This is a genomic window from Olleya sp. HaHaR_3_96 (assembly GCF_019278545.1).
In the GTDB taxonomy this organism is placed as follows: domain Bacteria; phylum Bacteroidota; class Bacteroidia; order Flavobacteriales; family Flavobacteriaceae; genus Olleya.
The window spans coordinates 2,189,170-2,206,266 of the sequence record NZ_CP058987.1 but is presented as its reverse complement, the minus strand read 5'-3'; the positions used below and the strand labels follow the sequence as shown (position 1 = coordinate 2,206,266).

Annotated in this window: 18 protein-coding genes, 1 tRNA gene and 1 pseudogene; 9 read left to right on the top strand and 11 right to left on the bottom strand. The window is 32.6% G+C overall.

Annotation, left to right across the window (positions count from 1 at the left end):
* Nucleotides 1-254 precede the first annotated feature (254 nt).
* Nucleotides 255-1,001, top strand: coding sequence for a hypothetical protein (locus tag H0I26_RS09615; protein ID WP_218697835.1), 747 nt, complete (start codon nt 255-257; stop codon nt 999-1,001).
* A gap of 139 nt (nt 1,002-1,140) precedes the next feature.
* Here H0I26_RS09615 and H0I26_RS19925 read toward each other — a convergent pair.
* A pseudogene (locus tag H0I26_RS19925) lies at nt 1,141-1,331 on the bottom strand (group II intron reverse transcriptase/maturase); the annotation flags it as partial.
* Nucleotides 1,332-1,458: 127 nt separating this feature from the next.
* Here H0I26_RS19925 and H0I26_RS09610 point away from each other — a divergent pair.
* Nucleotides 1,459-1,971 carry a hypothetical protein gene (locus tag H0I26_RS09610; protein WP_218701997.1) on the top strand — a complete coding sequence of 171 codons (513 nt, stop codon included), beginning with the start codon at nt 1,459-1,461 and terminating at the stop codon, nt 1,969-1,971.
* Between the two features lie 411 nt (nt 1,972-2,382).
* Here the strand turns inward: H0I26_RS09610 and H0I26_RS09605 are convergent, their stop codons facing one another.
* Nucleotides 2,383-3,099 (bottom strand): hypothetical protein, encoded by a 717-nt coding sequence (locus tag H0I26_RS09605; RefSeq protein WP_218701996.1) that lies wholly within the window; start codon nt 3,097-3,099, stop codon nt 2,383-2,385.
* A gap of 26 nt (nt 3,100-3,125) precedes the next feature.
* Between H0I26_RS09605 and H0I26_RS19740 the strand changes: the two genes are divergently transcribed.
* On the top strand, nt 3,126-3,260 hold the full coding sequence (locus H0I26_RS19740; RefSeq protein WP_256935318.1) for a hypothetical protein: 135 nt from the start codon (nt 3,126-3,128) through the stop codon (nt 3,258-3,260).
* Nucleotides 3,261-3,463: 203 nt separating this feature from the next.
* Here the strand turns inward: H0I26_RS19740 and H0I26_RS09600 are convergent, their stop codons facing one another.
* From H0I26_RS09600 to H0I26_RS09585, 4 genes are all read right to left on the bottom strand, one after another.
* A complete protein-coding gene (locus H0I26_RS09600; protein WP_218701995.1) occupies nt 3,464-5,143 on the bottom strand; it encodes a right-handed parallel beta-helix repeat-containing protein in 1,680 nt (559 codons plus the stop codon).
* A 198-nt stretch (nt 5,144-5,341) separates the two neighbouring features.
* Nucleotides 5,342-6,658, bottom strand: a complete 1,317-nt coding sequence (gene murA, locus H0I26_RS09595) for a UDP-N-acetylglucosamine 1-carboxyvinyltransferase (protein WP_101018084.1) — start codon at nt 6,656-6,658, stop codon at nt 5,342-5,344.
* An 8-nt stretch (nt 6,659-6,666) separates the two neighbouring features.
* Entirely contained in the window at nt 6,667-7,332 is a 666-nt protein-coding gene (locus H0I26_RS09590) for a DUF4290 domain-containing protein (protein ID WP_101018083.1), read from the bottom strand.
* A 71-nt stretch (nt 7,333-7,403) separates the two neighbouring features.
* Nucleotides 7,404-7,697 carry a DUF493 family protein gene (locus H0I26_RS09585; RefSeq protein WP_218701994.1) on the bottom strand — a complete coding sequence of 98 codons (294 nt, stop codon included), beginning with the start codon at nt 7,695-7,697 and terminating at the stop codon, nt 7,404-7,406.
* 89 nt (nt 7,698-7,786) lie between these two features.
* Between H0I26_RS09585 and H0I26_RS09580 the strand changes: the two genes are divergently transcribed.
* From H0I26_RS09580 to H0I26_RS09560, 5 genes are all read left to right on the top strand, one after another.
* Nucleotides 7,787-8,329, top strand: a complete 543-nt coding sequence (locus tag H0I26_RS09580; protein WP_101018082.1) for an AAA family ATPase — start codon at nt 7,787-7,789, stop codon at nt 8,327-8,329.
* Nucleotides 8,329-10,230: an ATP-dependent DNA helicase RecQ gene (locus H0I26_RS09575; RefSeq protein WP_218701993.1), complete on the top strand. Its 1,902-nt coding sequence runs from the start codon at nt 8,329-8,331 to the stop codon at nt 10,228-10,230. Before H0I26_RS09580 ends, H0I26_RS09575 begins: the two co-directional genes overlap by 1 nt.
* Entirely contained in the window at nt 10,227-11,177 is a 951-nt protein-coding gene (gene fmt, locus H0I26_RS09570; RefSeq protein WP_218701992.1) for a methionyl-tRNA formyltransferase, read from the top strand. The genes H0I26_RS09575 and fmt overlap by 4 nt, the downstream gene beginning before the upstream one ends.
* 192 nt (nt 11,178-11,369) lie before the next feature.
* Nucleotides 11,370-11,642: an HU family DNA-binding protein gene (locus tag H0I26_RS09565; RefSeq protein ID WP_101018079.1), complete on the top strand. Its 273-nt coding sequence runs from the start codon at nt 11,370-11,372 to the stop codon at nt 11,640-11,642.
* 121 nt (nt 11,643-11,763) lie between these two features.
* The gene (locus tag H0I26_RS09560) at nt 11,764-12,324 is read left to right on the top strand and encodes a YqgE/AlgH family protein (RefSeq protein ID WP_218701991.1); all 561 of its coding nucleotides are present in this window, start codon (nt 11,764-11,766) and stop codon (nt 12,322-12,324) included.
* Here H0I26_RS09560 and H0I26_RS09555 read toward each other — a convergent pair.
* Together H0I26_RS09555 and H0I26_RS09550 are read right to left on the bottom strand one after the other, a co-directional pair.
* Nucleotides 12,321-13,163, bottom strand: a complete 843-nt coding sequence (locus H0I26_RS09555; protein ID WP_218701990.1) for an aminotransferase class IV — start codon at nt 13,161-13,163, stop codon at nt 12,321-12,323. The genes H0I26_RS09560 and H0I26_RS09555 overlap by 4 nt on opposite strands.
* A 52-nt stretch (nt 13,164-13,215) precedes the next feature.
* Nucleotides 13,216-13,602, bottom strand: a complete 387-nt coding sequence (locus H0I26_RS09550; RefSeq protein ID WP_101018077.1) for an START-like domain-containing protein — start codon at nt 13,600-13,602, stop codon at nt 13,216-13,218.
* 142 nt (nt 13,603-13,744) lie between these two features.
* Between H0I26_RS09550 and H0I26_RS09545 the strand changes: the two genes are divergently transcribed.
* A tRNA-Met gene (locus tag H0I26_RS09545) sits at nt 13,745-13,818 on the top strand.
* Between the two features lie 286 nt (nt 13,819-14,104).
* Here H0I26_RS09545 and hisS read toward each other — a convergent pair.
* The 3 genes from hisS to H0I26_RS09530 all read right to left on the bottom strand — a co-directional run bounded on the left by hisS (nt 14,105) and on the right by H0I26_RS09530 (nt 17,087).
* Entirely contained in the window at nt 14,105-15,487 is a 1,383-nt protein-coding gene (hisS, locus tag H0I26_RS09540; protein ID WP_101018076.1) for a histidine--tRNA ligase, read from the bottom strand.
* A 230-nt stretch (nt 15,488-15,717) separates the two neighbouring features.
* Nucleotides 15,718-16,185, bottom strand: coding sequence for a DUF6495 family protein (locus H0I26_RS09535; RefSeq protein WP_101018075.1), 468 nt, complete (start codon nt 16,183-16,185; stop codon nt 15,718-15,720).
* 5 nt (nt 16,186-16,190) lie between these two features.
* The gene (locus H0I26_RS09530; protein WP_218701989.1) at nt 16,191-17,087 is read right to left on the bottom strand and encodes a glycerophosphodiester phosphodiesterase family protein; all 897 of its coding nucleotides are present in this window, start codon (nt 17,085-17,087) and stop codon (nt 16,191-16,193) included.
* Between the last annotated feature and the right edge of the window lie 10 nt (nt 17,088-17,097).

The following is a 17,097-nucleotide window of genomic DNA, read 5'->3' as shown; positions in this document are numbered from 1 at the left end:
GATTTTCAATGTTGACGAGATCTAAAGTCTCTGAGTGTATAATAACCTTATGCCTCTCTTTTGTGCTTTCTGATTTATGTATAAATTTAATGAATTGTAAACTTAAGCCGTATATAATTTATTGTTGGCTTTTGCCTACTTACGAAAGTCCTCGCGGATTTTCTATTCAGTTTTTATTTACTAAATTAGGTGCTTACACACACAACTAATCATACACAAAACCGTTACCAACAAGCTGAATAAAAATCCTGCTAATGAACAAACTTTCGTCTGAAAACCTAAATCTTCTGCCAAATCCGAGTGAATTACAAAAGATTTGCAAATCCATTTCTGCTTTGGAAGCAATTATTTGTCCTGAATGGGAATACAGATATTATTCTTACCAAAAAGATTGGAGTGAAACAGAAGAGTTTTGTGAAATGAGAAATGGACAAGGAGACCAAATGTTAATGGTTTTTAGCAAAAACGGAACTTGTATTAACGGATTTGCTCACGAAAGCGAAATGAATGGTTGGAAAAACATTCCAGTTGAGGAAAAAAAATCTTTTGTAGAAAAACTATTTGGTTCAAAAAAAGAAACCAAAATGGAATTAACTCAAATAATTCCAAAAGGAGTTGTGGATAATTTACCAAAAGTATTTAATGACTTTATATTCGGAGAACCTGTGAAAAGTATTGGAACAACTTTTTGTATTTGGCAAACTGAATCAGATAATAATTGGAAAATAGGGAAAGTCGATTTACCAAAAGACGAATACAAAGATGGCTCTAATGATTTACTACAATTATTAGATGGAAAACCTTTGACTTACAAAAATTGGGCGGAAGAATATTACGAGGAAAATTTTGAGGAAAAAGAACTCAAATTGGAACTTGTAGAAAAGATTTATAAAGGAGCAATAATAACAAAAGAATTAGTTCTCGAATTAAATCCAGAATTAGATGCTTTTGAACAATTGAAATCTGATTTAAACGAAATCGGATATGAACATAAAATATAAAAGCCAGTTGATAATCGAGTAGACGGCTCCGACTAAAATAGTCGGAGTGCGCCTCTCACACCACCGTACATAAGCAACTACGTTAGCCCTTTCGTATCTATTGCTACCAGCAATAGCACTCAGGAACGTATACGGCCGTTCACCAAATTGAAGTTTGCGTATTATTAATATAATCTAACAAAGGTTTATACCCTTTTCGTTTAAGCCTTGAAGTTGTGATAGTAGTCTTTAAGTAGGACTTTGAGCTACTGCCCAGCCTCCCATTCTGGTTCTACTCCAAGCATAAGCTTGTCCAGTTTCTACACTTAATTGAATCCTATTTTTAGGCTTAACTTTTAGATACAGTTTTTTTTTTAGAAATATCGCGTGCTAATACAAATGAATATAAACAAGAAGCCGAAGTATTAAAATCCCAGTGTTTTTTTACTACATTAGCTTCTTAAACCTCGCAAACACAATGGGAAAATATATAATTTGTTTTGAAAACTTTTCGTCTGGAGAAAAGAAAATAGATACTACCGTTTCTTCTAGCTTAGAAGTAATGGAACTATACAAAAGCATTAATTGGTTTAACCTATTAACTAAAGCTACAGATGCAAACCAAAACGACTCTGATATAGTTGATGACAACTCTTGGAATTTTTCGGTTACATTTAAAAACAACAAAAAGGAATATATTATTCATATTCATCCACACCTTTACCCTAGTACATCTGTACAACCAGAAGCAATTAAACTGGTGTTAGAATTTATGTCATCCAAAATAGTGCCTACTTCAAAATTTAGTCAGCTTTTTGGAGGTTCTAAAGAAAAAACTATTGAAGAAAATAAAACTGCAGCTACTGGTATTTTACAACAAGATATAGTAACTCACCTAACTAATTTTTTAGACAATAACCACACAGATTTACAAAGATTTAATCATCTTTCGTCAGATACAATTATAGAAGAAAGCTATACGGTATATTAATTCAGAATCTATACAGATGACGTTACCAAAGTGAAAGTATATTTAACAGCTAAATACGATGTTTTTATAACTGGACAACATTAGATATAAACGTTGGCGTATACAATATGTAACGCACCAAAAACAATATTTTTGTAGTAGTCAAAAAAATCTAAAGAGCTTATTTCTCGAGATTTTTTTTTGGGATTAAATTTTTAGCATTGATTATGAAATACACTCAAAATCAACAAATAGTGACTCTTTTAATTACAACTTTATATCGAAATATGACGTGATTTGACTTGCGAAGTACTTACTCGAATGTTGATTTTTAAGCGTTGAAAGCGATTAAAAATATATTACCGACAACACTATTGAATATTAATTAAACCGCACTGTAAAGAAACGAATCTATAAATTCACTCCATCAATTTACTTCCAAATACCCGCTTTAATATAACCCCAAATCCCTAATGTCAGCATAAAAATAAAAAACACAAGAATCCCTAAAATAAAAATAGGCATTTCATTTCCGTAAAACAGTGCATAAATAAGCAATGCGTCAAAACCAATCATTATAAGCGGAAGAAAAAACTTAAGACCAACCACTTTTACAACTTCTAAATAACCACTCATATTTATTCCTCCTGCATAAAGAATAATACCCGTAAATGAGAATATAAAAATCACTCCAAAAAGTATGGCTGCTGCAAGTTTTAAAGCCAAAATAAACCCAAGCGGAATGAGTTTTCCTGTGTCTTCATTATAGTTTATATAATAACTATTTTGCAAGCTTCCAGAAGAGAAACTTAGTTCTTCAGTGACTGCAGCTCCTGATTGCGTTGTAAAAGCAACTATCGGAGAATACATTGTACCATCTTCTGTTGATTTTGAAACAGAATCAATAACTTCTGCTGTATAGTTTATCCCAAACGGAATGGCATAAAGATCTTTAATAGCGGTCGATATTAAAAAGAAAACCAATACTGTAAACAGATTAATTGCACCAACAATCAAAGCGACATATCCAAAGCCTATACAACCTGTTTTTCCTAATCGTTTCGCAATAAAGAAAGTTAATAATAGGGTTAGCGCTAAAAAACCATAGGTATAATTAACGGGTATTACTTGGGATAAAAATAAATTCATTTTGGTTGTTTTAACAAAAATACGTCTTGCAATATTACAAAGAAAAATTTGTAGAAACAGACGACATTACTCAATTAATAGTGATGCAAGCTATTAAGAAGAATCCTAAATGTAGTGCTGCTTATTCTGATAATATTATTTGGAAATATAGAAGCTATTAAACTAATCGTATTACCGGTAATGACGTATTATCCTTCACACTTTTAAACACCGACTATTAATGTTTTAAAAACAAAACGATTACAGTAAAGCTATTAGTACACACAAGACTTCATATAAGACCTCTATGTTAACTAATATAACAACAAAATAAAAAGGGCTCCTTATAGTAGAGCCCCCTTTTTTATTAGTGTTCCCTTATTCTTTAATTCTCATAAGCTCCCATATTCCAAACCCCTGTATCAGGTCTAGCAACTTGATTTATATCAACTCTTATATCTAGATCATATAAAGTCTCAAAAAGAGCATATACATCAACTGTTAAATCAATTGCGGATAAACCACTACCAACAGCCGAACTAGTCGATTGTAATGAAAAATCATCTGAACTAGTATCCTCAAACAAAGGTGCAGCACTAATACAACCTTCTCCTTTACTAAAAGCGACTTGAAAGCTCTCAAGATTATGTGTAACGCCATTACTCCATCTAATTTTAGCTTCCGCATCAAAGTGGTTATTTCTAAGTGTCGATAACGTTCCAGTCTGATAACTGTCCTCAAGCATAATATCAAAGTCTCTAGTATTAGAAATAACGTTATTTTCCATAATCATGGTAGAATTATAGTATCCATTTCCAATTGCAATATCACTATCTACAATCGTGTTATTAATAATATATCTTGGTGTAGCACCATTATTTATTTCAATACCCAAACCTTCTGTTGCTCCATTATAGGCAGTACCAGTTATAGTTACATCTTTGATTAAATTACCGATAATAAAAACACTTTGACCAATAGATCCCGCACCTCCATTATCACTTCCGCCACGAACACCTGTATATACATTTGAAATTTGATTAAAAAGAATCCAAACACGATCAGGAGCATATTGGAAACCAATGCCTTTAGATGGTGACCAAGGTGTATCAATAATATCATGAATATTATTCTCACTAATAATAATATCTAAAGCATATTTTATACCTATACCCGCCTGCGCAATATTATGGACATGATTACGTCCTATATAGATATGATGCGTAGTTGCTTGACGATCTATAGAACCTGCTTCAACTTGAAGCCCTGCAGACGAGTCACTAAATTCATTATCTATCACCCACATATTACTTGTATAACTTTGAATAGAACAACCACGTGCGTCAATATCAACTTCTGAATCAAGTGGTCCAATTCTATGTGCTTTATTGTTATAAATAATTATATCCTTTGCAGGTGCGTCAACTAAACCAACAGTATTTATCAAAACACCACCAGCAACATCAACCTCACCTTTCATTTCACTATTTCTAATTAATATATGATCGACTGGAGATCCTGCGACATAAGATCCTAGTTGCACACGACCACTAGAGTGAAAATAAAAATTTTCCAAATACACATAACTTCCTGAAACTAGTAGTTTGTTACCTGTAATTTCGGCTCTATCATCTGTATCACCAACAATCCAAGTAGCACCACTAACACCTGCAACCCATGCCTCTCCAGTACCTTCTCCCCTAAGTTTAATATCATTTTGCACATAATTGTAATTCCCTTTAACCACAACATAGGATCCTGCCGGAACAGGAAAAGGAATTGTTTTACGTGGCATACTTGGCGTACCGTAGGTATTATCTGTATCAGAGCCAACAGAATACTCTACAAAATAATAACCTGTTAGTTCTGTCTCCCATTCACTAGGTCGCTCTGGACTCTCAATATCTGGAGAAATCCAAGCATTAGGAATCCCTATAGGGGATACATAATCACCTTCCACCTCCGAATTAGGTAACTCCTCAACATTAGAGGTATTAATGTCATCATCACTACAACTCGTGACAACAATAAATAGTAAACAAATTGACAACAAAACTCTTTTCATACTTATTATTTTATTAATTAAGATAAATTTTAAAATCATTACTCTAACACACAAACCTAAATTGAATGTTTTTCGATAATTTATTTCTCCTCTAATGTATACAATACAAAGTTCAAGTAACCTATAAAATGAACTTAATTCTATAAACAAAAAAAGCTTCAGTTTTCACTGAAGCTTTTTTACACAATTATTTTATTTTTAGTTTCCTTCTATACGTTCAATCTTAGCACCAATAGCTTGTAAACGTTCTACAATTTTTTGATAACCTCTATCTATTTGTTCAATATTATGAATTGTTGATGTTCCTTTTGCCGATAATGCAGCGATTAATAAAGAGATCCCTGCTCTAATATCTGGTGATACCATAGTTGTCGCTTTTAACTGAGACTTAAAATCATGCCCCATAACTGTTGCTCTGTGTGGATCGCATAATATAATTTTTGCTCCCATATCAATAAGCTTATCTACAAAAAACAAACGACTCTCAAACATTTTTTGATGTACTAGTACTTCTCCTTTTGCTTGTGTTGCCACGACTAGGACAATACTTAATAGATCTGGAGTAAAACCAGGCCAAGGTGCATCTGCAATGGTTAAAATAGAACCATCAATATAATTTTGAATTTCGTAACCGTCTTTATGTGCAGGAATATAAATATCATCACCTTTTCTTTCGACAGTGATTCCTATTTTTCTAAACACATCTGGTATTTGACCTAAATCATCCCAGCTTACGTTTTTAATTGTTAATTCACTTTTTGTCATAGCAGCCAAACCAATCCAACTACCAATTTCAATCATATCAGGTAGCATCGTGTGTTCCGTCCCTCCTAAACTATCAACACCTTCAATAGTTAGTAGATTAGATCCAACACCGGTAATTTTTGCCCCCATTCTATTCAGCATCTTACATAATTGCTGTAAATAAGGTTCGCAAGCGGCGTTATATATTGTTGTTGTTCCTTCTGCCATAACAGCAGCCATTACAATATTAGCAGTACCCGTTACAGACGCTTCATCTAAAAGCATATCTGTACCGACAAGCTTATCCGCTTCTACACCATAAAAATAATCTTCACGGTTATATCTAAACTTAGCCCCTAATTTGATAAAGCCTTCAAAGTGTGTATCTAAACGACGACGTCCAATTTTATCTCCTCCTGGTTTTGGGATGTACCCTTTACCAAAACGCGCTAATAAAGGTCCGACCATCATAATAGATCCTCTAAGTCCACTACCCTCTTTTTTAAAGTCGGCAGTTTGCATGTACTCTAAGTTAATCTCGTCTGCCTGAAAAGCGTATGATTCCTCTTTTAACTTTTCAACCTTAACACCTAAATTTCCTAAAAGCGATATCAACTTATTAATATCAATAATATCAGGAATATTATTTATGGTTACTTTTTCTGGCGTTAATAAAACTGCACATAATATTTGTAATGCTTCGTTTTTTGCGCCCTGAGGTTGTATGTCTCCTTTAAGTTGGTGACCTCCTTCAATTTTAAATGTTCCCATAAATAGTATTAGTATCTTTTTCGGTTTCGGTTTAGAGTATTATTTTTTTTGTGATTTGGCACTTTTTTGTGACTAGAAGTGGTAGAATATTTTTTACCACTTGAAGCTTTCATTAAGCGTCCAGAATCGGTCAGTGCTTCTTCACTACCTTTTAGGTTTATTTTACCATCAGATAATTCAAATAAATGAATAAAAATCACGCTGTCTTCCACCGTGTCCTTATTCCAATTTAAAAAACACTTTTTCATATGATTTGCAATGGTATACGTCAGCGCTTCCTTCATATCTCCATCTTCCCATGTATTAGCAACATCAATCATTGTCTTTATGTTATTACCATAAAAACGATATTTGGGGAAGTTTTGTGGGTATTCTAAAGGTGCTGGACGTTCTGACAATTCTTCTTCCGAAGGTACGCCATAAGGTGAGTCCGCATCAAGCTCAAAATTAGCCATTATAAATAGCTGATCCCAAAGCTTGTGTTGGAAATCGGCAACATCACGCAAATGTGGTTGCATATTACCCATTACTGCTATAATAGATTTCGCTAATTTATTACGCTCCTCTTTGGTCTCTCTTGTTTTTGCGTAATTAATCATTTTTTGAATATGGCGTCCATACTCAGGAATAATTAAATGCTCACGCTCTGTGTTGTACTCTATGTCGTCTATCAAAATAAAAAAAGTGTAGAATTTATAAGTGTTGCATCGAAGTTTCTAATGCTTGTGCAAAATACAAAAAAAAATTAAAGACTAATCACGCCTTCTACTTTTTCTGTAACTTCTAAATATTTTTCTACAACATGATCCGGATTATTCATTATAACTTTAATAGATACACTTGTATATTTACCATTACTAGACTCTTTTGTTCTAATGACAGCTCCCATATTATCAAAAATAGCTTCAACTTCTGCTATTTTTTCTAATTCAGATACTATAATAAATTTATATAAATATTCACTGGGCCACGTGGATGTGTCCAATAATTGTTCTTTTAATTTTGCGTAAAATTCTTCTGGATTTGGTGTCTTATTCATGCCTATTTGATAAACAACAAATATACCATTTTGTTTATATTTTTTTTTAATGAATAAATTTCGGATTTTTACACATAAATTAATTTCATTTGAAAGCAAAAAAAATAGTTATTACCGGAGGCCCAAGTACAGGAAAGTCAGCAATTATTGACGAATTAACAAAACGAGGCTACACCTGTTACGAAGAAATATCCCGTCAAGTCACGCTTGAAGCAAGAGAAAAAGGGATTGAACAAATGTTTTTAACTGAACCTTTATTATTTAGTGAACTATTATTAAAAGGAAGGGAACAACAATACGTAGACGCTGTTAACAGTAGTAGCGAGTTTGTGTTTTTGGACAGAGGTGTACCTGACGTTGTGGCATATATGGACTATGCTAAGGAAGACTATCCTGAAAAATTTACTAAATCCTGTATAGACAACACTTACGATTACGTCTTTATTTTAGCCCCTTGGCAGGAAATTTATAAAAGTGATGCCGTCCGTTATGAAAGCTTTGAACAAGCTAAAATAATACATCAGAATCTATTAAAAAGTTACGAGAAATACGATTATAACTTGCAAGATGTTCCTTTTGGTAGTATTGAAACTAGAGCGCAACATATATTAGATGTGGTTAAAGCCTTATAATGACGCACCCCATAAACATATTAGAACGTTATTGGAAATTTACAGCGTTTAGACCTCTACAAGAAGAGATTATAAATGCGGTGATTGATAACGAAGATACGTTTGCCTTACTACCAACTGGTGGTGGTAAAAGTGTCTGTTTTCAAATACCTGCTTTAGCTAAAGAAGGTATTTGCATTGTTATATCACCATTAGTTGCATTAATGAAAGATCAAGTTAATGCGCTTCAAAATAAAGGAATAAAAGCATTGGCCTTAACAAGTGGTATCCCAAATAGAGAAATTGACACCCTTTTAGACAATTGTATTTACGGAAATTATAAATTTTTATACCTGTCGCCAGAACGGTTGCAACAAGAGTTAGTACAAGATCGTATTAGACAAATGAATGTTAACCTTATTGCGGTGGATGAAGCCCATTGTATTAGTCAATGGGGAAACGACTTTAGACCAGCTTATAAAAACATAAATATCTTACGTCAATTACATCCAACGGTTAATGTCATTGCATTAACTGCTAGTGCAACGCCGGAAGTTGTTCAGGATATTATAACGGAACTTGATTTTATTAGCCCTAAGGTTTTTAAGCAGTCCTTTTACAGACCTAATATCGCATATATGGTCTTTACTGAAGAGGATAAATACTTTAGATTAGAAGCTATTTTAAAAAAGAACCCACAACCCTCTATTATTTATGTTAGAAACAGACGGTTGACACTTGAAATCACACAATATTTAGAACAAAAAAATATTACTAGCACCTATTATCACGGTGGATTAAACAATAAGATTAAAGATGACCATCTAAACGATTGGATAAACAACAAAAAGCAAGTTATGGTAGCGACCAATGCTTTTGGAATGGGTATTGACAAATCTGATGTAAAAACGGTCATACATATTAACTTACCGGATAGTATCGAAAGTTACTTTCAAGAAGCAGGTCGTGCTGGACGTGATGAGAATAAAGCCTATGCTGTTATTTTAAAAAACAAAAATGACGATAATGCATTACATAATCAGTTTTTAAAAGTTTTACCAACGGTAGACTATGTCAAAATAGTGTACAGAAAACTATGTAGTTATTTTCAAGTCTCTTACGGCGAAGGAGCTTATCAAACCTTTGATTTTAATTTTAACGATTTTTGTAAAACGTATAAATTTAATTCGGTTACAACCTACAACTCATTAAACATATTAGATAACACTAGTATTATCACGCTTAGTAAACAGTTTAATAAACGTATTGAGGTACAATTTTTAGTTTCTAGCCATGCGCTATTCAAATACTTAGAATCTCATAAGGATTTTGAAATCGTAATAAAATCGGTCTTAAGAACCTACGGTGGGATTTTTGAACACAGCACAAAAATAAACAGTACTTTAATTTCTGATAAAGCATCTGTAAAAGAATTTAGATTAATCTCCATTTTAGAACAATTAGAAAAAGACGAGATTATCTCTCTTGTGTCAAATAAAACAGATGCCCAAATTACCTTTATTGAACCTCGTGAAGACGAAAAAACAATAAATCGTATTGCTTCAATTATAGAACAACAAAATACATTAAAACAAAAACAAGTTAAAGCTGTATTAGATTACGTTAATAATGATCAAATTTGCAAAAGCATACAATTACTAACCTACTTTGGAGAAAAAGACGTCAATGTCTGTGGAATTTGTAGTGTTTGTGTTTCCGCGAAAGCAAAACCTAAAACAGATTATAAAACCGTAAAAAATAAAATAATTGAAACTTTGGAGTTTGGTGCAAAAAACTCTAAAGACCTATTCAAATTATTACCGTTTACAGAAATTGACATTAATAACACCTTAAAAACCCTATTGGAAGATGACATAATCGTGATCACAAATACCAATAGCTACAAATTAAAACACATATGAATAAAGCTATAAAGATTGTATTTATGGGAACGCCAGATTTTGCTGTAACGACCCTAAAAACTATTCTAGACCATAACTATACTGTTGTTGGCGTTATTACTGCCCCTGATAAACCTGCCGGTCGCGGACGTAAATTAAACGAATCCGCAGTCAAAGTATTTGCCAAAGAAAAAGGATTACACATACTACAGCCTACCAATTTAAAAAATCCTGCTTTTTTAGAAGAATTAAAAGCACTAGAAGCAGACCTTCAAATTATTGTCGCTTTTAGAATGTTACCTAAATTAGTTTGGGACATGCCTAAACATGGTACTTTTAATCTTCATGCGTCTTTATTACCTAACTACCGTGGTGCTGCTCCAATTAACTGGGCTATTATTAATGGTGAAACTAAAACAGGTGTCTCTACTTTTTTTATTGATGAAAGAATTGATACTGGTGAAATGATTTTACAACAAGACATTGCTATAGATCCTTCCGAAAATGCTGGAAGTTTACATGACAAGTTAATGACTATAGGAAGTGACCTAGTTATAGACACTATTAAACGTATTGAAACAGGAACTGTTAAAACAACACCTCAGCCTGAAGATGCTATCATTAGAACAGCTTATAAATTGGACAGAGACAACTGCAAAATAGATTTTTCTAACACGATGGATGATATCTATAACAAAATCAGAGGTTTAAGCCCGTATCCAGCTGCTTGGTGCGAATTAGTTAATAATAACGACGTCTTAGATATCAAAATTTACAAAGCTGAAAAAGAAATCGAATCACACAGCTTGGAAAATGGAACAATTATTAGTGACAAATCAACACTTAAGGTTGCTGTAAAAGAGGGTTTTATAAAAATATTAGATTTAAAACTACCAGGAAAACGCAACATGGATGTTAAATCACTTTTAAACGGTTATCGTTTTGATGAAGATGCAAAACTCCGCTAAACCCTTATTATCATTGATATTGTTATAAAACACTAAAAAAGAGTCCTCTTTATTAACAAATGCCAAAAGTTATTAACAAATCAACGCATTTCCCTTGCTATTACTTGCATAGTAGCATAATCCGTATAAATTTGTAAAAGGATTTAACAAAAACTGTTAATCAACTATTTATTAATAATAAAAATTAAAATTATGAACAAAACAGATTTAATCGATGCTATGGCAGAACACGCAGGAATTACTAAAGCAGCTTCAAAGAAAGCTTTAGAATGTGCGTTAATCGAAATCGAAGGAGCTTTACAAAAAGGTGATAGAGTTTCTTTAGTAGGTTTTGGTTCTTGGTCAGTATCTAAAAGAGCTGCTAGAGACGGAAGAAATCCACAAACTGGAAAAACTATTCAGATCAAAGCTAAAAACGTTGTTAAGTTTAAAGCTGGTTCTGATTTAGCAAATGCTGTTAACTAGTATTTGTTTAACATATTTCAAAAAAGCCTTCAGTAATGGAGGCTTTTTTTATTATATATAGCATATATTATTGTTTTTTAACAAAATTAATACTACATTTAAAAAACAAATCCTTTTAAAAATGACTACAACCAAACCAAAAAAAGGTGACTTATTAATTGCTGAGCCTTCCATTATAGGAGATATGTCTTTTAATAGATCAATAGTACTTTTAACAGATTATAATAAAGAGGGTGCTATTGGTTTTATATTAAACAAGCCCTTAAAGTACAATATTAGTGACCTAATACCAGAATTAGACGCGTCTTTTAAAGTCTATAATGGCGGACCTGTTGAACAGGACAACCTTTATTTTATACATAAGCGCCCTGATTTAATACCCAATAGCGTCGAAATTTCTTTAGGGATATTTTGGGGTGGTGATTTTAGTGTTGTTGCCAATCTTATTGCAGAACAAAAAATAACAGCAAAAGATATTAAATTCTTTTTAGGTTATTCTGGTTGGGATAGTAACCAATTAGAAACTGAATTAAAATCTAACGCCTGGGTTGTTACAAAAAACACCTACAAACAAGACATCATAGAAAAAAGCTATGAAAGTTTCTGGAAAGATAAAATGGTAGAGCTTGGTGGTGATTATTCTATTTGGTCTAATGCACCAGAAAACCCTAGTTATAACTAGCCTAATCTTACTTTTACATTCAATTTTTGTAATAGTTTTTTAGAGACTTCATTTTTAAATTCTTTTTTTCTATACTTAGTTATAGGCTGTATTCCTTTTATAACATTGGTTGTAAATAACTCGTCTGCTTTTTGAAGCTCAAAAGGAGAGATTGATGTTTCTTCTAAGGTATATTCCGGGATTAACTTAATGATTTCCATTAATTGCTTTCTTAAAACACCTTTTAAACACCCATCCGTTAAAGGAGGCGTTTTAATAGTGTTTCCTTTTACTAAAAACAAATTTCCACTTAAGGCTTCAACAACACTTTTGTTTGTGTTAATAAGCAAGCAGCTATCTAATCTGTTTTCTTTAGCATAAATACTTCCAATAACATTTACTATTTTATTATTAGTTTTAAGCGTGGTTATTAAGCTGGGCGATAAATAATGGTCTTTATATAAATCTACTTCGTATTTAGCTTCATTTAAAAGATAAAAATCTGCATCAATAGCCTTAACGCTAATCATAAAATTAACATCATTAGACTCCGGTAAATATAAACCACCTTCTACTCTATCAATTTGTATTTTAACGCGTGCTGATTGCTCTGCTAGGTTATTAGCATCTATGGTTTGCTTTATCTGCTCCTCAATATACTCCATTGTAAAGTTCATTGGTATTTCCATGCGTAAAATTCGCATCGAAGCCATTAACCTAAAATAATGATCTTCAAAAAACAATAGCTTACCATGTACTGCTTTTATAGTTTCAAAAAGCCCATCCCCGTAAGAATAACCACGATTATTATTAGAAATTACTATATTATTTTCTTGAAGTTTACCGTTAAAATTTATCATAAAAAAAGTCCCATTTTTCAATGGGACAAATATACTTTAAATGTATTTATTTTTAAGCAGAACCTATGACTTGTTTTAAATCGGAAATTTGATTAGTCCAAAGCATTTTAGCTTCCTCTACCTCATCTTCTTCAGCAAAATCAGTAATAATTATGGACACATCTTTAGTGATCTCGTCTACTTGTATCTTAATTTCAAAAAAATATGGAGCCTCTTCATCTACCAACCATTTAAATTTGATACGTTCTCCAGATTTTTTAGTGAGTAATTTAGCTTGTTCTTCAGAACCGTCCCAGATAAACTTGAACAACTCTCCTCTAGAATTTACATTATCTGCAAACCATTCTGATAACCCTGAAGGCGTAGAAATATATTGGTATAGTAATGATGGAGACGCGTGAACAACAAACTCCATTTCGTACTTAATTTTATCTTCCATTTAATTCTAATCTTGTTATTTTTATAATGTTCAATATATACATTAATTAATAAGTTTAGAAAAAAAATTAAATAAAAATTTTTATTTGCAATAATGTTTGTCAACTATAATATTGTTTATATATTTGCAATCTCAAAATTATGGCGAGGTAGCTCAGTTGGTTAGAGCGTTGGATTCATAACCCAGAGGTCACGGGATCGTGCCCCGTTCTCGCTACTAAAAAAGACTTACAATTGTAAGTCTTTTTTTTTGCTTAAATCTGACTTCCACCATCGACACAATACACTACAGGTCAGAAGACTATATTAAAAACACTATTTTAAAAGTCTTTTTCTTTTATTTGAACCATGTATTATTATTTACAAAACGAAACGTCTACACCTCAATAATCAGACTAAAACACTAATTACACACGACAGCTTTTTTGATAGAAAATAAGATTTACAAAAAAAAGCCGAAACTAACGTTTCGGCTTTTTTTTGTCTTGTATGAATAAAATTGGCTATTTCAACTTGGAAATCATAGTCTCTAGGTCCATTGTATCCTGTGCTCCGGAAATCATATTTTTTAAAGTGAATTGATTAGTCTTCAATTCTTCTTCTCCAACTAAAACAACATATGGGATATTACGCTTGTTAGCATAATTCATTTGTTTCTTCATGTGCTTACCGTTTGTAATCTTATCAGGATATAATTCGGCATTTATTCCTGCTTCTCTTAATGCTTTTACAGCTTTCAAACAGAATAAGGCTTCAGTATCTCCGAAGTTGATACATAAAACTTCTGTCGATTTTGTAATCGTTTCAGGAAACAAGCCTAGCTCTTCCAATACTAAATAAATACGATCTAAACCGAAGCTAATTCCGACACCACTAACATTTTTAAGTCCAAAGATACCTGTTAAATCATCATATCGACCACCTCCACCTATGGATCCCATAGCAACACCTTCTGGTGCTGACACTTCAAAAATAGCACCTGTATAATAATTTAAGCCTCTTGCCAAGGTAACGTCTAATTGCAACTTAGCAGATTTTAAGCCTAAAGTAGAAATTGCGGTATTAATAAAATCTAATTCTTCAATCCCTTTTTGTCCTTCTTCAGACGTTGACAAGATAGATTTTAAGCGCTCTATTTGCGTACCAAAATCTCCTGTTAAAGTAAAAAGCGGTTGTAATTTAGCAATCCCTTCTTCAGAAATACCTTTACCAAGCATTTCTTCTTTGACCTTCTCTTCTCCTATTTTATCTAATTTATCTAACGCTACAGTAAAATCAATTAGCTTATCACTTGCTCCAATAACCTCAGCAATACCAGATAATATTTTACGATTATTAATTTTAATCGTTGCGCCCTCTAGTTTTAAAGCCGTAAACACCTCGTCGTACAATTGCACAAACTCGACCTCCTGCCATAAACTATCACTTCCTACAACATCTGCATCACATTGGTAAAACTCTCTAAAACGGCCTTTTTGAGGTCTGTCTGCACGCCATACGGGTTGCATTTGATAACGCTTAAAAGGAAACTCTATGTCATTTTGATGTTGCACGACATATCTTGCAAATGGTACAGTCAAATCGTAGCGTAATGCTTTTTCTGAGATTTTAGCTGTTACTTTATTTGAATTCTTTTCTGAATATAACTCATCGTTTACTTTTGATAAATAATCACCACTATTCAAAATCTTAAAAATCAAGCGATCACCTTCTTCCCCATACTTTCCCATTAAGGTCTCAGAATTTTCAAAACTTGGTGTTTCTATAGGTTGAAACCCAAAACGTTCAAATTTAGACTTGATAGTACTAAAAATATAGTTACGCTTTGCGACTTGTTCTGGATTAAAATCTCTTGTTCCTTTTGGTATGCTTGGTTTTTGTGCCATAATATTTTCTGCTAAAGCAGAACTATTTTTAATGATTACTTATCGTTTTATAATAGACACCCACTAGTGTAGGCCTAACAAAAATATATAATACTGTTGTCTTTGTATGCTTTTAAAATAAAATTTGATCTTTAAAGCCGCTCTTGACAATGCTTTTTACTTTGAAATCAAGGGACGCAATGCGTAGCTCTAATAATACACTACAGCATTCCTGCCGCTATAGAAATCTGTTAATTAATAAGTTTAGACATATAATTATACAACTGTCCTTTTGTGATATTTGCCCCCTGCTCTATAAGTGTAAACTTATCTAAGTTTTTATCTTCTGTGTACTCTTTTTTGGCTTGTACAAACTCGACATCATCATGCATTAAGTTTTCACGCAACCAATTAAAACCTTCAGAAGTGGTTAAGTCTTGCTCTGCTTTTACTTTAATACCTATTAAATGCATGTGGTCCTCATTTAAAGCAAACAAATGAATGTCTTTAGGTGAAATATGCTCTAAATATTTTGTCTGATTTAAAACACCTTCCCAAATTAAATCACTAAAGATATCCAATTCTACTTCTGCCAATTCTGGTTTATTAGCTTTCAAATTAGTCCACTCGTCTGCTGTAATAGTCTGTGTTGCTAAAAAGTTTATAAACTCTTTATGTAATTCTTCAAATTGTTCTTTTGTTAGTCTAGAATACTTCATCTTCTCTATTTCTTAATGTTTAATGCTTTAGCCACTTCAAAAGGTCTATCTGTTGCAAAAAGATCTATCCCTTTATCTTTCCAAATAGTGTATGGTAGTTCTCCTTTTGCTTCGGCTTGTTTATCTAAGTTTCCTAAAGTCCCAAGCATTGTTTTAATACCATGAGATTGGACCGTTTTATAAAATTCAACTGGCGCTAATTTTGTGCCTGTAAACGCCAACATATTTTGAGTTGGTATGCTTGAGTGCAATAGCCAATCTAATTCTTTTTGATTTCTAGCAGACACCGACAACAATAAGTTTGGCGCTAATTTGTACGCTTCGGTTGCTTGCTTCATGTCATACGTAATAATTATAGAAACATCCTCTGCTTCTACTTGTTTTACCAATGCGACGATGGCCTCAAAAGACACACTTCTTTTCTTATCTAAAGTTAGTATTACATCATTCTTTTTAGCCCAAAGCAACACGTCCTTTAACGCGGGTATTTTAAATGAGGTTTCATTACCATAATCATCTTCAAGATTAAAAGCTTGAAGCTCTTCATATGTGTATTTATTTAATTTATCTGTTCCTGTTGACGTACGTTCTAATGTATTATCATGCATCAAGACTAAAACATTGTCTCTAGTTTGTGCAATATCAATTTCATAAATAGCAGGAATACTATCGTTAATATATTTTAAGGTCTCTAAACAATTTTCAGGATAATGTTTTAAGCCTTTCCCACCTCTATGTACACTTATTATCACCTCTTGCTCTGGGGTGTATTTAAAAGCTTCAATTAAGGCCGATTGTTTTTCTGTTACGATTTCTGTTTCTGTTGTATCTGGAGCTTTAGACGGTTGCTTCTTGCAAGACACAAAGCCTATTAAAAGTAGTACTAAATATAAATGTTTCATGGCTTGATTT